Origin of the sequence: Faecalibacterium tardum, from assembly GCF_040096515.1 — a bacterium.
Lineage (GTDB): Bacteria > Bacillota > Clostridia > Oscillospirales > Ruminococcaceae > Faecalibacterium > Faecalibacterium tardum.
The window spans coordinates 13,927-32,919 of sequence record NZ_JBBMEO010000025.1 but is presented as its reverse complement, the minus strand read 5'-3'; the positions used below and the strand labels follow the sequence as shown (position 1 = coordinate 32,919).

Sequence of the window (18,993 nt, the reverse complement as noted above, 5' to 3'; positions counted from 1 at the left end):
ACCTAATACTTTAGCAACGAGCCTTAGACCTTGGCTCTCCCCGTGGGAGAGCTGGCGCGGGAGCGCCTGAGAGGGCGCACGGCGATAGCCGTGACGGAAAGGGTGCCCTGTTTCAAAAAGCAACAAATCAGCCGAAACTAACCGCAATATGTTTCAAAAAGCGACATATTGCGGCAAAAGAATTGAACAAATTCTGAATATGTTTCAAAAAAGAACACAACGAGCCCAAAAATGATTGTGACGCACAGCGGAAAACTATATACTTTTAATCAAGAAAGCCGCATCGGAATTGTGCAAAGGGTCGGGCTCTTGCGCAACAGGTACTGCGGACACAAAAAAGGAGGAAACGTTCTATGACACTTCCCATGATCATTGCTCTGGCAGTGACTGTCCTCATGATCATCCTGATCATGGTGGATAAACTGCCCTTCGGTGCACCCCCGCTGCTGGCGCTGCTGCTGCTGGTGGTGTTCGGCGTTACCGACATCAAGACCGCCTTCGGCGGCTTCGCAAACCCCACCATCGTCATGCTGGCATCCTTCATGGCCATCATTGCGGCCCTGCAGAAGACCAGCTTCATCGTCAAGTTCAAGCAGACCATGTTCAACATGGCCAGCAAGGGCGGCTTTAAGGCCTACGTCCTGCTGATCCTCATCGTTATGCTGGGCTGCAGCCTGTTCGGCACCGGTTCCACCGCCTACTATGTGCTGGTCATCGGCCTGCTGTCCACTCTGCCCTACTCCAAGCAGCTGCCCCCGTCCAGGGTTCTGATGCCTGCGGGCTTTGCAGCAAACCACCCGCTGCTGCCCTTCAACACCGCTCTGCAGTACGGCATCGTGATCGCCGTTCTGGAAAGCGCAGGCGTTGCGGCAAACGTCAATCTGGTCAAGTTCTCTCTGGTCAACCTGTGCCTGTCCATCGGCTTCCTGGTGTGGTGCATCCTGGCCTACAAGATCCTGCCGGACCACCCCATTGCCGAGGCCAAGGAAGAGGCTCTCCACGCCGGTGAGCAGAAGGTCGCTCTGACCAAGAATCAGGAGCTCATCACCTACTTCAGCTTTGTGCTCGCCGTTGTGGGCATGATCCTGCAGAGCAAGATCGGTGATGCAGGCTACGCCATCACCGGTCTGGCCGTGGGCGTCATCCTGATCTCCGGCGTCATGGACTTCAACGAGATCCGCAACTCCATCAGCGCACCCATCATCCTGATGTCCGCAGGCGTCATCGGCATTGCCGATGCTCTGGGCAACACCGGCCTGACCAGTCTGGTCGGCGAGACTGTTGCCAAGATGCTGGGCACCAACGTCAACCCCTTCGTGCTGATCTTCGCCTTCTGCATCCTGACCAGTGTGCTGGCCACCCTGACCGGTTCCACCATCGGCACCGTGTACGTCTTTGCTCCCATGGCCATTGCCACCTGCGTCAATCTGGGTCTGGATCCCACCGCAGCCGCTGCCGCTATCGTGGTCTCCGGCTGGTGCGGACACTTCCTGCCCATTGACGGTATGCCCGCCATGATTATGGGCGCCGGCGACTACAAGATCACCGAGTTCTGGAAGTTCACCATTCCGCAGTACTTCATCCGTCTGCTGGCGCTGACGGTGGGTGCTGTGCTGATCTTCCCCATGAAGTAACAGGAGAAACACCAAATGAAAAACACGTTTGAGCTGGAGCACGTCGGCATCAACACCGACAACGCAGGCGAGGCCGAGCAGCTGGCGCTGCTGCTGTGCAAGCTGTTCAACTTGGAGCCCCGCCACGGACAGAAGTCCGAGTTTGCCGGTAACTATTTCGAGTGCATGAAGAGCCCCTTTCTGGGCAAGAACGGCCACATCGCAATGCGCACCCCCGACCTGAAGGCTGCGATGGAGGAGCTGGAGGAAAATGGCTTCCGCTTCCGCATGGAGACTGCCGCCTATTTTGAGGACGGCCGCATCAAGAATGTGTATCTTGAGGGCGAGTACGGCGGTTTTGCCATCCACATCATGCAGAAATAACGCCAACTGACCGATCTTGTGCAGAACCGGGGATGGAGCAATCCGTTCCCGGTTCTGTGGTTCACGCCCCGCGAAAATTCAGAGGAGAAAAATTATGCTGGTTCCTGTATTGCTTTTTATCGTCGGTCTGCTGTTCCTGATCAAGGGCGGCGACTGGTTCGTGGACGGTGCTTCGGCACTGGCCCGGCGGTTCCACCTGCCGGAGCTGCTTATCGGCGCAACGGTGGTGTCCATCGGCACTACTCTGCCGGAGGTCATGGTGTCCACCATGTCCGCCGTGTCCGGCCATGGTGAGATCGCCTACGGCAACGCCATCGGCTCGGTCATCTGCAACTCTGCCCTGATCGCCGCCATCACCATCGCCGTCCGTCCGGGCAAGGTAGACCCCAAGACCCTGCGGGTGCCGGTAGCCTTCTTCTTTGCCGCAGCCGCCATCTACTGCGTGGCTGCCTACGCCATGGGCGAATTCACCCGCCCGCTGGGCTTTGTGATGCTGGCCATGTTCGTGGCCTACATGGTGGCAAACGTATTGCAGATGAAAAAAGCCCCTGCCGCCGCCGAAGCGGAGGCCGAGGCCGAAAATGCAGGGGAAGAGATGTCCCTTACCAAAACGCTGGTGCTGCTGGTGCTGGGCGCTGTGCTGATCGCACTGGGCGCAAACCTGCTGGTGGATAACGGCACCCTCATCGCACAGGCACTGGGCGTGCCGGAGTCGGTCATCGCGCTGACCTTTGTGGCGCTGGGCACCTCTCTGCCGGAGCTGGTCACCGCCATCACCTCGCTGGTCAAGGGCTGCAGCGATTTGTCCCTTGGCAACATCGTGGGCGCAAACGTGTTCAATCTGGTGCTGGTCAGCGGTATGTCCGTCACGCTGGCGCCCTTCACCGTGCCGCAGAGCTCTACTTTGTTCGGCATCAATTCCAGCCTTGTGCTGGAGATCCCGGTCATGCTGGCTGTCATGATGATCATGACCCTTCCCGCACTGAAGCGCGGCAAGCTGTCCCGTGCACAGGGCATTATTCTGCTGTGCATCTACGCTGCCTTCTGCGCTATCCAGTTTACCATGTGACATTCCCGGAGATACTTCCTTGCCCCCGGTCTGCTTTGTCAGGCCGGGGGTCTTCCGTTGTACCGGCAGGAAAGCAGTTTCATCATAGTGGTATCCTCCAAGACTTGATTTTTAGTGTGCGGCCACTCAAACCAATGCCGTCAAGCCGGTGAGGATAGGGCGATTTTATTTGTCGGAGAGTAAGTGCACGGTTTCTGCACGGATTTTGCACGGTTTCAAAACGTGCAGAGGGTGCTTCTTGCTGCAAAATCCGACAAAGGATGCAGAAATTACTGGGTGAAAAATCACGTTGCTTTGATTAAAAATAACGATGACTCGAAACTTCCATAAATTGAGACGAACCGGTGGCTTGCTCTCTTAATCAGTGGGCCCAGGGTTCGAGTCCCTGGAGGTGCACCAGATATTGAACGTCAAATCGTAAGATTTGGCGTTCTTTCTTTAAGAACTTGAGTGAAGAAAAACCACCAGCTAAGCTGGTGGAATAAAAACGGCTTTAGCCCTAGACAAAGAGAAACCTCTCTGTAGAATAGAGTGTGGGTTTGCCAACCACATTCTAGGAACAAAGAGGTTTATCTTTGAAATGAAAAATAACAAAGACGTAGATAGTTTAAGCCATACGACATGGAGATGTCAATACCATGTAGTGTTTGCACCGAAATATCGGAGAATGGTGATATATGGCCAAATCAAAAAAGATATTGGTCAGATACTTCGCAAACTATGCGAGCAAAAGGATATTGAAATAATTGAAGCAGAAGCCTGCCAGGATCATATCCATATGCTGATAAGTTTTTCGCCGAAGTACAGCATTTCTTACGTTATGGGATATCTCAAGGGAAAGAGCAGCCTCATGATTTTCGACAGACACGCGAATTTAAAGTACAAGTATGGAAATCGGCATTTCTGGGCCAGAGGATATTTTGTGGATACTGTTGGAAAAAACAAGCAGAGAATCCAGGAGTATATCAAGAGACAGCTGGAACAAGACCAGATTGCAGACCAGTTAAGCCTTAAGGAATTCATGGACCCGTTTACGGGTAGCAAGGGAACCAAGGCGTAGATAAAAGGCCCCTTGAGGGGCATGCCACGAGACAGGAATGCAGTTGGCAGACCCATTCGTGGCCCCTTAAGGGGCTTTGCTAGTATTATGCCCTTCTAGGGCTTACTCAAGCCACCGGCTCAGCCGGTGGTTTTGACTCGCAGAGTAAACCGCAAGCGATGCTTGTGCATTAAAAACACAAACTGCTATAAACTACTTCATTCCCCTTCTTTTTCGCTGTTTACGATAGCCTGCACCTTGGTGGGCAGACCATAGATGCTGATGAAACCGGTGGCATCGCTCTGCTTGTAGTCGCCGCCTGCGGCAAAGGTGGCGATGTCTTCACGATACAGAGAGAACGGCGACCAGACCCCTGCATTGATGAGGTTGCCCTTGTACAGTTCCAGACGCACCTTGCCGGTAACGTGCTCCTGCGTGGAGGTGACAAAGGCGCTCAGTGCTTTGCGCAGCGGGCTGAACCACTGGCCATCATACACCAGTTCGCCAAAGGTGATGGCCAGTTCGCGCTTCTTGTGGGCAGTCAGCTTGTCCAATGTCAGGGTCTCCAGCACTTCGTGGGCTTTGTACAGGATGGTGCCGCCGGGGGTCTCATAGACGCCGCGGCTCTTCATGCCCACAAGACGGTTCTCCACTACATCGTACAGGCCGATGCCATTGCGGCCGCCGATCTCATTCAGCTTTGCGATGATGGCGGCGGGCTTCAACTTCTCGCCGTTCAGAGCCACAGGAGCGCCCTTTTCAAATTCCAGCTCCACAAACTCGGACTTGTCCGGTGCGGTCTTGGGACTGACACCCAATTCGAGGAAGCCGGCCTTATCGTACTGAGGCTCGTTGCCTGGGTCTTCTAGATCAAGACCCTCGTGGCTCAGATGCCACAGGTTCTTGTCCTTAGAGTAGTTGGTCTCCCGGCTGATCTTCAGCGGGATGTGGTGGGACTCGGCGTAGTCGATCTCCTCATCGCGGCTCTGGATGTCCCACTCGCGCCACGGGGTGATGATCTTCAGGTCGGGTGCAAAGTGCATGATGGCCAGTTCAAAGCGCACCTGATCGTTGCCTTTGCCGGTACTGCCGTGGCAGACCGCATCCGCACCCTCGGCGCGGGCAATCTCCACCACGCGTTTTGCCAAAATGGGGCGGGCAAAGCTGGTGCCCAGCAGATAACCCTCGTAATCTGCCCCGGCCTGCATGGTGGGAATGACGTAATCCTCTACAAATTCATCGGTCAGGTCTTCGATGTACAGCTTGGATGCGCCGCTTGCCTTGGCGCGCTCTTCCAAGCCTTCCAGCTCACCCTTCTGCCCCACATTGCCGCACACGGCAATGACTTCGCAGTTGTTATAGTGCTCTTTCAGCCACGGGATGATAATCGATGTGTCCAGACCGCCGGAATATGCCAGCACGACCTTTTTGACCTCAGACATAGGAACTGCCTCCGTTCAAACCAACTTATATACTTTTCGATTTCCCTCGTGCAATTTCATGATTGCAGTGTCCATTATACGGGCACTTGGAAAATGTGTAAAAAGTGTTCTGCATATAGCAGCAATATGAAAGCAGTATTTCACAGCGGGGCATTATGAATCTATAATAGTAGTTGGAAATAAACAGAAAGAGGGTCTTTTTGATGGCAACGATATTTTCAAGAGAAGAAAAGGCAGAGGCACTGTTCGGGGAGATCCTGAAAAATCCAGAAGCCTGCCGACGCCTGATGGATACCTTCAACGACTCGCTGGACATGGCAGACGTACTGGATGCGCCGACCGTGAGTGCACAGCAGTTTGCCGCAGCGCTGTTCAATGCCTACGAGAACAAGGATCTGTCTGCCTTTCTGATGGCGATCTGCCAGCACAGTATGTTTGACCTGCTACGGAACGCTGCCCTGATCCCGTTCAAATTCAACGCCGATGGTCAGCCGAACCCGGTGATCCTGACGGATGATGCCGGCGTTCTTTTGCCGAACAACAAATTTGCCGTGAGCAGCAAAGTATACGACCGGTTCATCCGGGTGTTCCAGAAGCAGGAAAAGGTAAAAATGTACCTTGCCAGCGGCTACTGCAAGTATCACGGCTACGACGAAGGATCGATGGATGTGGTGGAGTACCACTACAACCAGCATTTGGGGCTGCTGCTGATCTACGAACTGCCGGACACCGTGAAGCAGAAGGTAACGGAAGCGGAGGCCTACTCCACCGTCTGGGATATCCAGATGAAGCTGCAGCACGCACTGCCCCGTTCCGTGGTCTACTATGGACAGGATACGCTCAAGGACGGCGGAACCCGCTACGATGAACTTGGCGTTTTTCTGCCGCTGGAACACTTTGCCGACCGGCTGGAACGCCATGTGGAAACTGCTACCAAGATCGTTTACGGCGAGTAAACGCCCTGTAAACGAACTCCCTTTATAAGTGCATCACAGCAAAACAAAACGCAGCGAATCTTTTAACGGTTCGCTGCGTTTTGCCTTATATGGGAGAATGGAAATGCTGCACATCAGGTGCAATAACGGAAAGTCTTGTCAGTGACAATACGGGCGAAGATCAGCCCTAACGGCAGTGCCACGATGATGAGAATGGCATCTGCAAACCATGTGGCGGAGTCCATCAGAGACAGGATGCCCAGATTATAGATGGCACGGTAGAAATACAGTCCCGGTACCATGATAACGATGGACGGCACGGTGACGGAGATGCGGGGATAACCGGCGGCGCTCTTCAGGAAGGAGGCCAGCAGTCCGGACAGCAGTGCGCCCAGAAACGCTGCAACAGCGGGCGGAAAGCCCGCAAGGCTCACCAGCTCCAGTCGGAACGTGTTCGTTACCGCACCGATAAGGGCGGCGCAGACTGCCAGGTTCCGGGGACTGTTGAACATGAGCGAAAAGCCGAACACACCGCCAAAACTTGCCAGCAGCCGGAACACGATCTCTTCCGGGAGTGTCAGGCTCAGGGCAGGGAACTGCACCGGCTGCAAATGCAGCAGCAGTGCCATGATCCAAGCCGTCATGGTTGCCACCAGAATGATGAGGACGGCGTAGGCCAGACGTTCCAGCCCGGAGCGCATATCCAGCTTGGCAAGGTCGATGCCGCTGGTAATGAACGGAAAGCCCGGAATGATGAAGAGCATGGAGCAGATATACCCCGCCTCGTGCTGCGCCGATACGGCAAACAGCACCTCTGCCAGCTTCAGCAGGATGGCATACACGAGGCTTGCTGAACAGACCGACGCCGTAATGCCCAGAAACAGGGTGAAATGGTGCTTTGTCAGCTTGCACCGTACAAAGTTGCCGATGCCTGCACCGCAGAAGGCACACAGCATTTCCACAATGCCGCCGCCAAGCAGAAAGGTGAAGCAGCCGCAGGCCAGTGCAGCTGCAAAGCCCAGTGCGATGGGCGAATACAAGCCGTGGATGCGCTCGATCTCATCGAGGTGGCTGTGCAGTTCTTCGCCGGTCATAAATTTTCCTTCCCGGTCGAAGTCGTTGACGAAATGCTCCAGTCGGTTCAGCCGGGAGGTATTCACGCCCGTATTTGTCAGACAGAGTGACTGGGTATAACACTGGTCACCGTCAAAGCAGGTGAACTCAATGGACAACAGGCCGATGTCCGCTGTTGTTGTGACTCCCAGCTCCCGCGAAAGGGTGTTCATGGAGCTTCGGACACGCCATGCGCCGGTGCCGCATTCCAGCAGCATCAGCCCGGTGCGTCCAATGACGGAGGCTTTTTCCACAAGCCCCGCCTCGGTAATGGGGACGCCCTTGCTGGCCGACGCATAGTCGTGCCAGTAGACTTCCATGTGATTTTTGATGATCTCACTTTGCCGTTGTCCCATACCGGAAAGCCTCCTTTGTGATATGGGAATGTTGCAGCCGTTTCAAGACTGCGGTGCTATTATAAGGGAAATTGCAGGGCGGGTAAAACGTATCTTGGATATGCCGGCAATGTTCGTTTGGTATTTCAAAGAAGAAAATACGTTGCGTTTTTGGCGGCTCTGCGGTAGGATAGAGAAAACACGCCGAAAGGAAACTGCCGTGACCCTTCAACAACTCCGCTATGTCACGGCTGTTGCCGGCACCGGCACCATCAGCCATGCAGTGCAGCAGTTCTATATTTCTCAGCCCAGCCTGACCAATGCTATCCGGGAGCTGGAACAGGAAGTGGGGCTGGCGCTTTCCAAGACGGAAAGCTCTGTGGTGAGCCGGACGCTGCTGGACGCACGCGGACAAATGAGTGCAAAATCGATGCATCACCCTGCTTACGGTCAAAGGAAATGTCAAAAGAAGAAGGGAGTGCAGGAGAAGATGAAGCACCTCCACAAGGGCGGCTGGTGCCATCCCCACAGCACAAGGCGGCTTGCTTTTTGCCGTGGCTGCGTGGTATACTCGGTTTAGAAATATCAAAGCGCATGGAGGAAAAAAGCATGCTGACCTATACCTATATTTCAAAAGGAAAGTTTGCCCTGATGGAAAAACCAAAGCCGGTGCTGCGGCACGAGCGGGACGCAATTGTAAAGGTGACGCTTGCCAGCATCTGCTCCAGCGACCTGCACATCAAGCACGGCAGCGTGCCCCGGGCGGTGCCCGGCATCACGGTCGGCCACGAGATGGTGGGCATCGTGGAAGAAGTGGGCAGCGCGGTGACCAACGTAAAGCCCGGCGACCGGGTGACGGTGAATGTGGAGACCTTCTGCGGGGAGTGCTTCTTTTGCAAAAAGGGATTTGTGAACAACTGCACCGACCAAAACGGCGGCTGGGCGCTGGGCTGCCGCATTGACGGCGGGCAGGCAGAGTATGTCCGGGTGCCCTTTGCGGATCAGGGGCTGAACAAGATCCCGGACGGCGTTGCCGACCGGCAAGCACTGCTGGTGGGCGATGTGCTTGCCACCGGATTCTGGGCGGCGCGCATTTCGGAGATCACCCCGGAGGATACCGTGCTGATTTTGGGCGCAGGGCCTACCGGCATCTGCACGTTGCTGTGCGTCATGCTGCACAGCCCCAAGCGCATCATCGTGTGCGAAAAGGACGAGAACCGGTTGCAGTTCATCCGTCAGCACTACCCGCATGTGCTCACGGTACAGCCGGAGGACTGCGCCGCCTTTGTGCGCGCCAACAGCGACCACGGCGGGGCAGATGTGGTGCTGGAAGTGGCAGGGGCGGACACTACCTTCCGGCTGGCGTGGGAGTGCGCAAGACCCAACGCCATCGTGACCGTGGTGGCGCTGTACGACAAGGCACAGACCCTGCCGCTGCCGGAGATGTACGGCAAAAACCTTACCTTCAAGACCGGCGGCGTGGATGGCTGCGACTGTGAAGAGACCCTGCGCCTTATCGCGAAAGGTAAGATCGATACCGAACCGCTCATTACCCACACCTACCCTCTGCGCCGCATTGAAGAAGGTTACGCCCTCTTTGAAAATAAACGGGATGGCGTCATCAAGGTGGCAGTGGAATGCTGACGGCTGCCGGATAAGACAAAATACGACACCCGCAAAGGGAGCTTTGCCCGGACGTTTGTCCCCCTCTACCGCTGCGCTCAAAACGCATAGACCGCGTTTGCGAAGCGCAGCGCAGCAATGAAAGCCCCAGTGGGGCTTTTAAGCGGCAGAACGGTCTGCGATAGCAGATGGAGGGGCCTCGCCCCGAAAAGTTCTACAAATGTTTCCAAATTGTTAAGACGCAAAAAATAAGTAGCTGGGCTCTGCTCATGTAATGGGGTCACCGTTTGCTCCGAACGAAGTTTTGCAGCGGCGTTGTCCGGCTCGCTCACGGAAAGTGTGAGGTCATGGCACGGTATCACGTTCAGACGGCTTATTCAAGATTCAAGGTGCGGTATGAAGAAAGCCGGGCGCAGTGCGGACACTACGTCCGGCTTCTTTCAAGCACAAGAATAACACTTTGAAGTTGTGCGGTCAACAACTGTAAATAAAATTCGGAGATTTGTACAACCACATAAGGTTCTATTTGTAAAAAAATACCGCCCACGCAGCGCAGCGATGGATTTTGTCGGGTGAATCGGCGGCAAAATAGATCGGGTGTGTTGCGGGGCGGTAAATTCTTTCGTGGACTTTCCATCACTGAAGTGGTGGGTCTCACGGTGATAACCAACCACTTTCTGTGGCTGTGTTCAAAATGAACACGACCACATCTTGTGGATGGCTTGTAACCAATCCACAAAATCAGTGGGACTTTCGGAAATAATAGCATATTCTCTGCAAGGTGTCAACACTTTAGGAGAATGAATACATGAAATAGGCAAAACATACACAGTACAAGTGGAAAGCAACACTGTGTTTTAGAAAAACTCTTAATTCTCGCAGTTCAATCGAACTTTCACGGTAAAAGTTCGATTGCGTATAATCATTGTACCATAGACAGTAGTCTTAATTGAATGGAGCGTTCATATTTAATCAAGCAAGAATAACGTGAACAGCACGTTCATAATCGGCTTTGCGAACATATATTGTGTAGAGCATTTGATAATTGACCTTTTGAAATGCCGTTCCGGCTCTTTCACGGGTTCCCATTGAAAACAGAGACGGTGATGATAAATCGCGTACTTTTGTTCGATATCCGATTCCTTCTTTTTCTAAAAGAGATGTGTATTTTTGGTATTGAGATTGATTCGAGCAAACAACCAGCTCTTTTTGATTGAAAAATGGCAACATAGAAACTCCTAAGAATCTCACTTCTTGTCGAAAAATTTCAGCAGAAGTCCGATTATCAATGCACCGCCACAGACTAATATAACCAGAATGGTTTGTGATGACAAGACGAAAAGCGGTTGAGGAAGCAGTCCCAGCATTCCACCAATAATAAATAAAAGCAATATTAGAATCACAATTGCAAATAGGATCGGTTTCAATTTTTTCATGCTGACACACTCCCTTCTTCAAGAAACAAACCACTATATGCGAATTCTTATAGATGCGTTGAAATCATCGGCATCTTATTGTTACTATACATATAATAGAAGATTTCGTCCATGCTTTTGTACTAACATGGAGAAAATCTGTCACGAAATCGGAGTGAACGGTATATCGGCGGTGAACTGGAACCACCCGTTTTCATAGAACATCGTATACTCTCCACTGTATTTTTCAAGAATCAGTCGGATGTTCGCAAGCCCAAAGCCATGCATCTGTGGTTCTGGTTTTGTAGTTGGAATGGAACCATTTATAATTACAACAGGTTCCGATGTGTTTCGGACAGAGACAAAAAAGTCTTGCTGTGCAACGGCCATGACATGAATCGCTTTATCGCCCTCATCATACTGCTGACACGCTTCAATGGCATTATCCAAAAGGTTTGATAGAAGCACTACCATATCGGAGGCATCAAATGGAAGCTTGGATAGATCATTCACTTCAAAATCAATGCTGATCTTCTTTTGAGTTGCTTCGGCAGCTTTTGTATTGAAAAGTGCGTCCAAGATGGGATGATGTGTGTTGACAAGAAAAAGTCGATCTGTTTGCTGTTCGGTGATTTTTTCAAGATATTCTTCAGCGGCAGAATATTCTTGATTCTTCATCAATTGATTTAGGATATTTAGGTGCGCCCGAAAATCGTGAACTTTTTTCCTTTGGGCAGAATAAAGTTCGCTTGCCGAAGTCATGTTTTTCGATTGCAGCTGAATCTGCTGGTTAAGCATCAATAACTGTTCTCTTTCCGATGCGGTATACTCCATTCGCTCCAATAAAAAGAGAATTGCAATGTTTGAAATAAAAATAAGAATACAGCAACCTGCAGAAACAAACTCTTCTATATTATGACCGCTTGTAACGTAAAGTAGGATCACAAGCATTACAAACGATGCGCATGGAAATAGAAAGTAGAGTATCAGCTGCGAATGTTGAGCATCGCTTCTGGGTCTGTTGTCCATACGCTGAAGCATCATTTTACGAAATAGCGCAATAATAAATAATTCAGCAGAATAATAAGAGATTCCATAGATTAGAGATAATGTTTTGTCGGCTTGAAACGTCTGAGCATCCATCCCACAAACTGTAGTTGCAAGCATTCCGACTGCAAAAGATAAGCTGTAAGTCAAGAGATATTCTATAACGATAAGAAATAATAAAAATTTTCCTGAGATATTCTCATATAGAGTTCTGGCAACCATAAAGCAGGATAGTAGAATCAAAAGAATTTTGACGATTTTGTTTCGATTTAAGGCAATAACACTGAATTCAATGGACGCATACGTTAAAATGGTCTGAACTATTACACCAATAAGGAATCTATGATCTTTCCAACGATGCGAAGCAAAGGCATCTAAAAATAGACATACGCAGACGGAATCTACGATTGTGTAAACCAAACTGATTAAAGCATCCATCTACTTTTACCTCTCCAATGTAAATATTTCTGTTTTAGCTCACTATAATTCTTTTCGCTTGGAGCCAGACAAAGACCACCGCGCAATTGGACTTTATTGTATTGAAAGATTTCGACATAGTGCATATTGACAAGGTAGCTTTTTTGAATACGAAGGAAACCGAGTGGTTCGATTTTTTCGGATAGTTCTGTTATGTTGCCGTAAAATTGGTATGCTGGGCATTTTTCGTCCAACAAGTGCATGACAATGATTCTTCGATGAGATTCTAAATACAGAATGTCATTTACAGGTACATCGATAATTTCAGAGTTGATTGAAATTGTGACAAGCTGTTTCCGCCGAAGTACTTCTTGGACAGCTGAATCAAAGTAGGAATCAAGTTTAGCAGAGAAATCTGCTTTTAGTAAGTAGCGAAAGGCTTGAACTTCAAATCCCTCTGGAGCATACTGAATAAAATTTGTAATGAAGATAATCACAATGTTTTCATTTTCTGCTCGTAACTTTCTGGCAAGCTCAATCCCATTTGTTTCGCCCATATCAATATCCAGAAGCGCAATATCATAAGGACGAGAAAAGTCTATTTGACTTGGCTGCGAAACTCCATAGAATCTTGATGATACCTGTGTTTCTTCGGTTTTCTTTTCAAGTGTTTCAATGATAGAATCAACGATCTGCCGTTCATCGTCACAAACCAAGACATTCATTTTGAAATCCCTCCATTGCACATGTGCACATGGGACCGCTTTTCATTACACAACATACAGCCCTGTTCCTTACAAGTATAATACGATTATGCCAAAACTTCAAATAGTCAAAAGCCTTTGGTTGACGATTGACTTGTAATATGGCGAAAGGTAGCTTTGGTGTGCTCCCCTAATGCTGGATGTCCAGTGTTAAGGGACATATTGTTTGCGGCCACACCGATTTCGTTACAAGTTTTCTCTATTTTGATACAAAATCGTGGACTTTGACGGGTTCTTGTGCTTTGATATCATTGATAATAGCTAGAGTGGAATTTGAGATGAAAGGGAGATTCCGATGCAGAACGTAACGCATTAACCAATTTCGCGCATGTACATTCAGATGGTGAAGTTCAAAAGATTTGATTGTTCTGAAAGAATCACACGCACCTTTGTAACGGCATTTGCTGTCGTAAACGTAAATAGCATCTAAAAACTTTACAGCATCAGCTGTACGTCCCCGAATCAATCGTCTAGAATCGAATTCAATTCGGGTTCCATATTTTTCGGTTGAATAGGAGTGTCTTATGAAGAAAAGTTTAACCTTCTCCTTTGCTATGTTACTGGGGGTAGTAGTTCTTCTAAGTCCGGTCTCAAATGCACTTGAAGCAGATATGAGCAGTTCAATTACGTATAGGCCGGAGGATACACAGATTTGCTATGTCTCTGAAATAGATGAGGTTATAAGCAATACGGAAATTGACAAATCGGTTCGACAAACCGTGAAGGAACGAGCCCGCACCGGAGCAACTTTCTACTCTATAACACCAGAATCGCAGGAGCAGATCGAGCAGCTGTTCGGCGTTCATTTTGTGGAAAACGCTTTGCTGGATACCATGGAGCATAGCATTGCCCCAAAAGATCAAATGAATGTCTTTTTCAATTCCTCCACCAAAGTCATGGAGACGGAATATACAAGATACTGGCTGGACGGAAATGTAAGTATTTCACTTTGCGCCAACACATTTTATGATGTGGATGGAATGTGCGGTTCTCAGAAAACGTATACGAAAACATTCCCTAAACAGAATTACAGCATTTCCAAAAAGCTTTACACATCGAAGTCAGGAAAGTGCTTTGAAATCTACACAGTACAGGATCGTGCTGGCTGTACAACTGCACAGTATACCATGTTCCAACACCATGCAACAGACTATGCCCTTTATGTCCGCAATGAAAATGCTCAAAAAAGTGAGACGGCTGGTATTCCAAACGATTATCTGCTGACCTTACTGGATAGTTTCTCCTTTGAAAACTGATCGTTTTAAAAAGCTTGGTTGCACGCTTTATAGAGTTGCAGAAGATGACGAACTCGGATTGGAAGGCAAGATGCCAACTGTCGAAATAGTATCGAAGTAAGCAGCCAAGCTGTTTTATAATGAAACGCAAAGATGTCGGTACACATTGGAATAGGATTCCAAAGCCGTATGAAGAACACAGCATCAAAAAAGAAAACTTGTCTCGGATTTTTGCTGATCGTATTTTTAGCATATATGGTGTGCTATCTTCTTTCTCAAACAGTGTTTCATGAAGTCTACTTGTTTGAATGGACAGCAGCCCATTATTATTTGTGTTTATGGGTTGCATCTGTTACTTTCTGTTTTCTGGAAATGTATAGAGCAGCTCTTATCACAACAGCTGGAAACTGGACAGGAATTTTGATCGGACAAGTGTTGGGCGATTTTATTATCAAAATAAACGCCACAAAAATCACGCCGGATATGTATATAGGAAAAGTATGGCAGCTCAAGGCACACTACGGAGTTTTGATTTGGCTACTCGTTTTCCTACTTTCGTTTATTATCGGAATGCTTGTTGAAAAGAAAAATCATTGTTAAAATGCGTAGTTAATAATAGACAGCCATCTATTTGCAAGTCGCAAGTAGATGGTTGTCGGTTTTATCTGTATATTCTAATTAAAGGTCAATCTTCTAACCTGCCATGGTCACAGCCAAGTGAGAGATAGTGCTCAATCTCACCACCCAGCACAAGCTGGGCATACTCCAAGGGCTTGTTGTATAATAGCCAGTCCAGTTCGGCTCGCTGTACCGGAGTATTGCCGTATTCGTCCTCAATAGCGATGCAGATAAACAAAACTGTGATTATGCAACAAATTTTCCATGAATTTATGTGCAGTCATACGATGTTTTAAAACAAGTGTAACAAACTTCCTTTAAAAGCGTTATTATAATAGAAAAATTCCTTTTCTAGGTGCGTGTAAGACATAGGGGAGGACAGCTTATGAAAATCAAAGAAAGTCCATCTATCATTCTGGCGTTTCATGGGATGCTTGGCCGCAAGAAGCAGACCAGCCTATTGCTGCTTTTGCTGACACTGGTTTTCTCGTTCCTGACGGCGGCGGTGATCTACTCCGTCAGTTCTGCACAGGCATTGCAGGACACCCGCTGCGAACTATACGGCGCGTGGCAGTACCTGCGTTTGTCGGATACTGCTGCGGACGCTGCACAGGCACAAAACACCTTGCCCGCATCCGCACAGGTCAGCACAGTGATCCAAAACGGAATCGTTCTCGGCGCAGACGATGGCGTGGCGGGCGGGATCGGAACGGCAGACGATACCTTTGCACAGCTGGGGCGTATCGTGCCGATCAGCGGTGATTTCCCCACCCAGCCCGATGAGATCGCCATGACGACGACTCTGCTGGATGCGCTGGGCTGCTCCTATGACGTAGGGCAGACGGTCACGCTGAAGGTCGCTGCCAATGATTACGACCCACTGGCAGGCTCCGGCACAGTGATGGAAAAAGCCTATACCCTGTGCGGTGTTTTGCCTGCCTATGATGTGTATTGGAATCTGAACGGCAATCTGACCGTCAGCGGCATTGTAGCAGAGCCGCTTGCCATAGACGGGCAAAAGTTCCAGACGTTTTATTACCTGAATGCAGCCGCACCCGTGACCGCTTCGACCGACCCTGCTTTAGTGGCAAACGAGTATGCCTACCCGCAGGAGGATACCGTTTCATCTTCTTTGCGCTTTTTACTGGTCGCAGCGATTCTGGTCAGCTTTTTTGCGGTGGCGCAGTATTTCCTGATCGTTCTGCACAAGCGTGTACATACCATCAACACCTTCCTGACGCTGGGGGCTAAAAATCGGGATCTCCGGCTCATGTGCCTGTGGGAAGCGCTTTTTGCCGGGCTTGCAGCAGTTGCTGCTGGGTTTGCACTGGGCTGCGGCGCCGCTGCCATCGGTCTGGGGCTGCAAAAGCACCTTTCGTTCTTGGTGATCCCCGCTGTATCTCTTGTGCCGCTGGCGGTGCTGTTTCTGCTCTCCGTACTGCTGGGCGCACTTTTGCCTGCGGTGCTGGTTCGCCCGCAGACCGCAAAACCCAAAGAGAAGTCTGCAAAAAAATTCCGCTTGGCACAGCTGCCGCTTGCACCGCAGATCGGTGTCGGCTGCGCGGTATTGCTGATCGCCGTCAGTTGTCTGTATGTCGGCTGGCGTGTCATGCTGCCGTATGATCTGGATGCACCGTATGCCTGTCTGTCCATCAAGATGAACGGAACCTCCGGGATGCCGTTTTCTCTGAAAGAGGATCTTGCTGCATTGCCCGGTGTGGAAGAGGTTTCCGCTGCAATTGATCTGACCGATACCTATACCGTGACGTCAGACAAGATCCAGTCCAGCCAGATGCTTGCCGATATCTGGGTCAAGGACAACGGTTTCTATACGGACATTCCGAGCTTGCTGCGAAATGCAGAAAAGGGAACGCTGAACACGACTGTCTGCGCCTTGCCGGAGGACGAACTGCGCCGCATTGCCGCAGATGCCGGCGTTTCGGACGAGGAAATAGAGACGCTGCTGGCAGGGGATTCTGTTTTGACCCTGTGGGGAGATTGCTATTATGACCCCGCTGCGGACGCGTACTATCAGAAGAACACCCAAACGGAGGGCAGCATTCCTGTTGAACCGGTTTTCGCAGCTGGAGACAAGTTGAGCATCCAATACCGGCGTTATACCGGGCAGGATGAAGCCGGGAATGAGGTCTACCGGACGTATACAGCCCAGCTGCCCATTGTCGGTGTCGTAAAGTCTGCGAACAGCTACACGCTGTTGACAACAGACCGGCTCATTTCCAGCGGCACGATTTTTGTCAGTACGGCTCTTTACCATAAAATGTTTGAGAGCGCAGGAAGCTACTTTATGGAAAAGGAAGGATACAGCAGCCTGAACGTGAAGCTGTCCGCTGGCAGCAATTTCTCTTTGCGTCGGTCTATTTCCTCCATTGCAACGCGCAGGAATGGTATCCTGCGTGCAGATAACTACGACCTGATCAGCCAGAGCTACACCGAGGGCACACAGAGCGCTTTCCTTGTCGGCATCCTTGCGGTATTCGGGGTCCTTCTGGGGTGTGCGCTGCTGGTGGTTTTGAATCTTTCAGCTTATGAAGTCCAGCAGCAGCGTCTGTCGCTTCTCCTGACGCTGGGCGTTTCCCCGAAAAAACTGGTGCTGTCCTATGCAAAGCTGCTGCTCCCGGTCATCGTTGGGACAACGCTGCTTGTGAACATCGTTGTCTATGCGGCGGTCTCGCGTATCGTTCCGATCCAGAGCATTCTCGACCTGATCCGTATTCATACAAGCGGACGGGTATATGCGTTCCATAAACCCGTGGGAAGTCAGATCATGGTCAGCGTTCTGCTGATGGTGTTCTGGCTGTCCGCAGCGTTGCTGCCGATCTTCTCTTTTATTCGTAAAAAAGCATCCAAGGGGGACATCTTATGAAAGATAAAATTCTGGAAGCTGTACAGATCTCCAAAACCTACGGGGAAGGGGAAAGCGCGGTTCACGCCCTCAGAAATAGCGACCTGACCCTTGAAAACGGTACATTTGCGTCCATCATCGGTTCCAGCGGCAGCGGAAAATCCACGCTCCTGAAAATTCTGGGAGGACTTTTGCCGCCCACCACCGGAAAAGTTCTGCTGGATGGGCAGGACATTTATGCGATGAATGCGGAGCAGCTGGCACAGGTGCGGCGGCAAAAGATCGGCTTTATTTTTCAGGACTTCCGGCTGTTCCCGGAGTACACGGTGCAGGATAATATTCTGATCCCGTTTTATCTCGACCATAGAGCGCCGGATGAACAGATGCTCCATAAGCTGACCGGAATCTTGGGTATTGGGGGCAAGCTGCACTCCCGCCCCGCGCAGCTCTCCGGTGGACAGCAGCAGCGGGTGGCGATCGCCCGTGCACTCATCGCAAAACCGCGCATCGTTTTTGCAGACGAGCCTACCGGAAATCTGGATACACGGACGGGTGAGGATACGATGCGGCTGCTGATGGAATGTGCTGCGGAGTTCGGGCAAACGCTTATCGTTGTTACGCATAACCCGGAAATTGCGCAGAAGGCGCAGCAGGTCATTCGGATCGAGGATGGACAGATTCTAAAAGGAGAACCGCAACATGAAAAAGGGAATTTGGATACGCAATAAAATCATCCCCTACTACTTAAAAGGAGCAAAGTTTGCATTGGCCATGTTGCTAACTGAAAAAACATTGTCGGCATCCCAGATTGCAACAGCTATTTCGGAAAAAGGAATAAAATGTGACCGAAAAGAACTTGGAAAGATGCTGGCAAGTCTGGAACGGATGGGTGTAGTCACCTTAACAGATGGAGCCTATTCGTGTAGCACCAAGAAACTGAAAAACTGTCCGGTTACATATTCTGAGGATCAGCTGATCGATTTAATTGGCATGACGCAGGGCACCGTAAACGGCAAAGCTTTTTATAGTGCAACACCGCCAATGAGCGTCAGTTCTCGCGGGAATAGCGGCGTATAAAGGC

At 50.3% G+C, this 18,993-nt stretch carries 17 protein-coding genes and 1 pseudogene; 12 read left to right on the top strand and 6 right to left on the bottom strand.

The features are described 5' to 3' along the window. The first annotated feature begins 353 nt into the window (after positions 1-353). From WMO44_RS11775 to tnpA, 4 genes are all read left to right on the top strand, one after another. Positions 354-1,634 carry an SLC13 family permease gene (locus tag WMO44_RS11775; RefSeq protein WP_249234905.1) on the top strand — a complete coding sequence of 427 codons (1,281 nt, stop codon included), beginning with the start codon at positions 354-356 and terminating at the stop codon, positions 1,632-1,634. A gap of 15 nt (positions 1,635-1,649) precedes the next feature. Then, complete coding sequence (locus WMO44_RS11770) at positions 1,650-1,997, top strand: VOC family protein (protein WP_005922633.1); 348 nt, start codon at positions 1,650-1,652, stop codon at positions 1,995-1,997. 94 nt (positions 1,998-2,091) lie between these two features. Beyond that, on the top strand, positions 2,092-3,066 hold the full coding sequence (locus WMO44_RS11765; RefSeq protein ID WP_005922631.1) for a calcium/sodium antiporter: 975 nt from the start codon (positions 2,092-2,094) through the stop codon (positions 3,064-3,066). Between the two features lie 580 nt (positions 3,067-3,646). Then, a complete protein-coding gene (tnpA, locus tag WMO44_RS11760) occupies positions 3,647-4,126 on the top strand; it encodes an IS200/IS605 family transposase (protein ID WP_349152700.1) in 480 nt (159 codons plus the stop codon). Between the two features lie 197 nt (positions 4,127-4,323). Here the strand turns inward: tnpA and WMO44_RS11755 are convergent, their stop codons facing one another. Next, complete coding sequence (locus WMO44_RS11755) at positions 4,324-5,547, bottom strand: argininosuccinate synthase (protein ID WP_349152699.1); 1,224 nt, start codon at positions 5,545-5,547, stop codon at positions 4,324-4,326. A gap of 203 nt (positions 5,548-5,750) precedes the next feature. On the opposite strand from WMO44_RS11755, the gene WMO44_RS11750 reads away from it, so the two are divergent. Further along, positions 5,751-6,503: a DUF4866 domain-containing protein gene (locus WMO44_RS11750; protein WP_005920139.1), complete on the top strand. Its 753-nt coding sequence runs from the start codon at positions 5,751-5,753 to the stop codon at positions 6,501-6,503. Positions 6,504-6,616: 113 nt separating this feature from the next. Here WMO44_RS11750 and WMO44_RS11745 read toward each other — a convergent pair whose 3' ends face one another. Beyond that, positions 6,617-7,951, bottom strand: a complete 1,335-nt coding sequence (locus tag WMO44_RS11745; RefSeq protein WP_349152698.1) for a threonine/serine exporter family protein — start codon at positions 7,949-7,951, stop codon at positions 6,617-6,619. 22 nt (positions 7,952-7,973) lie between these two features. Between WMO44_RS11745 and WMO44_RS11740 the strand changes: the two genes are divergently transcribed. Then, a complete protein-coding gene (locus WMO44_RS11740) occupies positions 7,974-8,510 on the top strand; it encodes a helix-turn-helix domain-containing protein (RefSeq protein WP_349152697.1) in 537 nt (178 codons plus the stop codon). 29 nt (positions 8,511-8,539) lie between these two features. Next, on the top strand, positions 8,540-9,574 hold the full coding sequence (locus tag WMO44_RS11735) for an alcohol dehydrogenase (protein ID WP_349152696.1): 1,035 nt from the start codon (positions 8,540-8,542) through the stop codon (positions 9,572-9,574). Between the two features lie 951 nt (positions 9,575-10,525). On the opposite strand, the gene WMO44_RS11730 is transcribed toward WMO44_RS11735, so the two are convergent. From WMO44_RS11730 to WMO44_RS11720, 3 genes are all read right to left on the bottom strand, one after another. Next, on the bottom strand, positions 10,526-10,999 hold the full coding sequence (locus WMO44_RS11730; protein ID WP_349152695.1) for a hypothetical protein: 474 nt from the start codon (positions 10,997-10,999) through the stop codon (positions 10,526-10,528). A 131-nt stretch (positions 11,000-11,130) separates the two neighbouring features. Beyond that, positions 11,131-12,453: a sensor histidine kinase gene (locus tag WMO44_RS11725; RefSeq protein ID WP_349152694.1), complete on the bottom strand. Its 1,323-nt coding sequence runs from the start codon at positions 12,451-12,453 to the stop codon at positions 11,131-11,133. Beyond that, positions 12,441-13,157: a LytR/AlgR family response regulator transcription factor gene (locus WMO44_RS11720; RefSeq protein ID WP_349152693.1), complete on the bottom strand. Its 717-nt coding sequence runs from the start codon at positions 13,155-13,157 to the stop codon at positions 12,441-12,443. Before WMO44_RS11720 ends, WMO44_RS11725 begins: the two co-directional genes overlap by 13 nt. A 563-nt stretch (positions 13,158-13,720) precedes the next feature. Here WMO44_RS11720 and WMO44_RS11715 point away from each other — a divergent pair. Both WMO44_RS11715 and WMO44_RS11710 read left to right on the top strand, forming a co-directional pair. Next, positions 13,721-14,452 (top strand): hypothetical protein, encoded by a 732-nt coding sequence (locus WMO44_RS11715; RefSeq protein ID WP_097779840.1) that lies wholly within the window; start codon positions 13,721-13,723, stop codon positions 14,450-14,452. Between the two features lie 168 nt (positions 14,453-14,620). Then, positions 14,621-15,031 carry a hypothetical protein gene (locus WMO44_RS11710; protein ID WP_349152692.1) on the top strand — a complete coding sequence of 137 codons (411 nt, stop codon included), beginning with the start codon at positions 14,621-14,623 and terminating at the stop codon, positions 15,029-15,031. An 85-nt stretch (positions 15,032-15,116) separates the two neighbouring features. On the opposite strand, the pseudogene WMO44_RS11705 reads toward WMO44_RS11710, so the two are convergent. Next, a pseudogene (locus WMO44_RS11705) lies at positions 15,117-15,293 on the bottom strand (DUF6061 family protein); the annotation flags it as partial. 141 nt (positions 15,294-15,434) lie between these two features. On the opposite strand from WMO44_RS11705, the gene WMO44_RS11700 reads away from it, so the two are divergent. The 3 genes from WMO44_RS11700 to WMO44_RS11690 are packed head-to-tail and all read left to right on the top strand — an operon-like array spanning position 15,435 to position 18,989. Beyond that, positions 15,435-17,933, top strand: a complete 2,499-nt coding sequence (locus tag WMO44_RS11700) for an FtsX-like permease family protein (RefSeq protein ID WP_349152691.1) — start codon at positions 15,435-15,437, stop codon at positions 17,931-17,933. Continuing rightward, a complete protein-coding gene (locus WMO44_RS11695; RefSeq protein WP_349152690.1) occupies positions 17,930-18,640 on the top strand; it encodes an ABC transporter ATP-binding protein in 711 nt (236 codons plus the stop codon). Before WMO44_RS11700 ends, WMO44_RS11695 begins: the two co-directional genes overlap by 4 nt. Continuing rightward, the gene (locus tag WMO44_RS11690) at positions 18,612-18,989 is read left to right on the top strand and encodes a hypothetical protein (RefSeq protein WP_349152689.1); all 378 of its coding nucleotides are present in this window, start codon (positions 18,612-18,614) and stop codon (positions 18,987-18,989) included. The genes WMO44_RS11695 and WMO44_RS11690 overlap by 29 nt, the downstream gene beginning before the upstream one ends. Positions 18,990-18,993 lie beyond the last annotated feature (4 nt).

Excerpts from the sequence above, each read along its gene's own strand:
- WMO44_RS11775 (WP_249234905.1), top strand. The coding sequence starts at position 354 with ATGACACTTCCCATGATCATTGCTCTGGCAGTGACTGTCCTCATGATC.
- WMO44_RS11770 (WP_005922633.1), top strand. The coding sequence starts at position 1,650 with ATGAAAAACACGTTTGAGCTGGAGCACGTCGGCATCAACACCGACAAC.
- WMO44_RS11765 (WP_005922631.1), top strand. The coding sequence starts at position 2,092 with ATGCTGGTTCCTGTATTGCTTTTTATCGTCGGTCTGCTGTTCCTGATC.
- tnpA (WP_349152700.1), top strand. The coding sequence starts at position 3,647 with ATGAAAAATAACAAAGACGTAGATAGTTTAAGCCATACGACATGGAGA.
- WMO44_RS11755 (WP_349152699.1), bottom strand. The coding sequence starts at position 5,547 with ATGTCTGAGGTCAAAAAGGTCGTGCTGGCATATTCCGGCGGTCTGGAC.
- WMO44_RS11750 (WP_005920139.1), top strand. The coding sequence starts at position 5,751 with ATGGCAACGATATTTTCAAGAGAAGAAAAGGCAGAGGCACTGTTCGGG.
- WMO44_RS11745 (WP_349152698.1), bottom strand. The coding sequence starts at position 7,951 with ATGGGACAACGGCAAAGTGAGATCATCAAAAATCACATGGAAGTCTAC.
- WMO44_RS11740 (WP_349152697.1), top strand. The coding sequence starts at position 7,974 with ATGGGAATGTTGCAGCCGTTTCAAGACTGCGGTGCTATTATAAGGGAA.
- WMO44_RS11735 (WP_349152696.1), top strand. The coding sequence starts at position 8,540 with ATGCTGACCTATACCTATATTTCAAAAGGAAAGTTTGCCCTGATGGAA.
- WMO44_RS11725 (WP_349152694.1), bottom strand. The coding sequence starts at position 12,453 with ATGGATGCTTTAATCAGTTTGGTTTACACAATCGTAGATTCCGTCTGC.
- WMO44_RS11720 (WP_349152693.1), bottom strand. The coding sequence starts at position 13,157 with ATGAATGTCTTGGTTTGTGACGATGAACGGCAGATCGTTGATTCTATC.
- WMO44_RS11715 (WP_097779840.1), top strand. The coding sequence starts at position 13,721 with ATGAAGAAAAGTTTAACCTTCTCCTTTGCTATGTTACTGGGGGTAGTA.
- WMO44_RS11710 (WP_349152692.1), top strand. The coding sequence starts at position 14,621 with ATGAAGAACACAGCATCAAAAAAGAAAACTTGTCTCGGATTTTTGCTG.
- WMO44_RS11700 (WP_349152691.1), top strand. The coding sequence starts at position 15,435 with ATGAAAATCAAAGAAAGTCCATCTATCATTCTGGCGTTTCATGGGATG.
- WMO44_RS11695 (WP_349152690.1), top strand. The coding sequence starts at position 17,930 with ATGAAAGATAAAATTCTGGAAGCTGTACAGATCTCCAAAACCTACGGG.
- WMO44_RS11690 (WP_349152689.1), top strand. The coding sequence starts at position 18,612 with ATGAAAAAGGGAATTTGGATACGCAATAAAATCATCCCCTACTACTTA.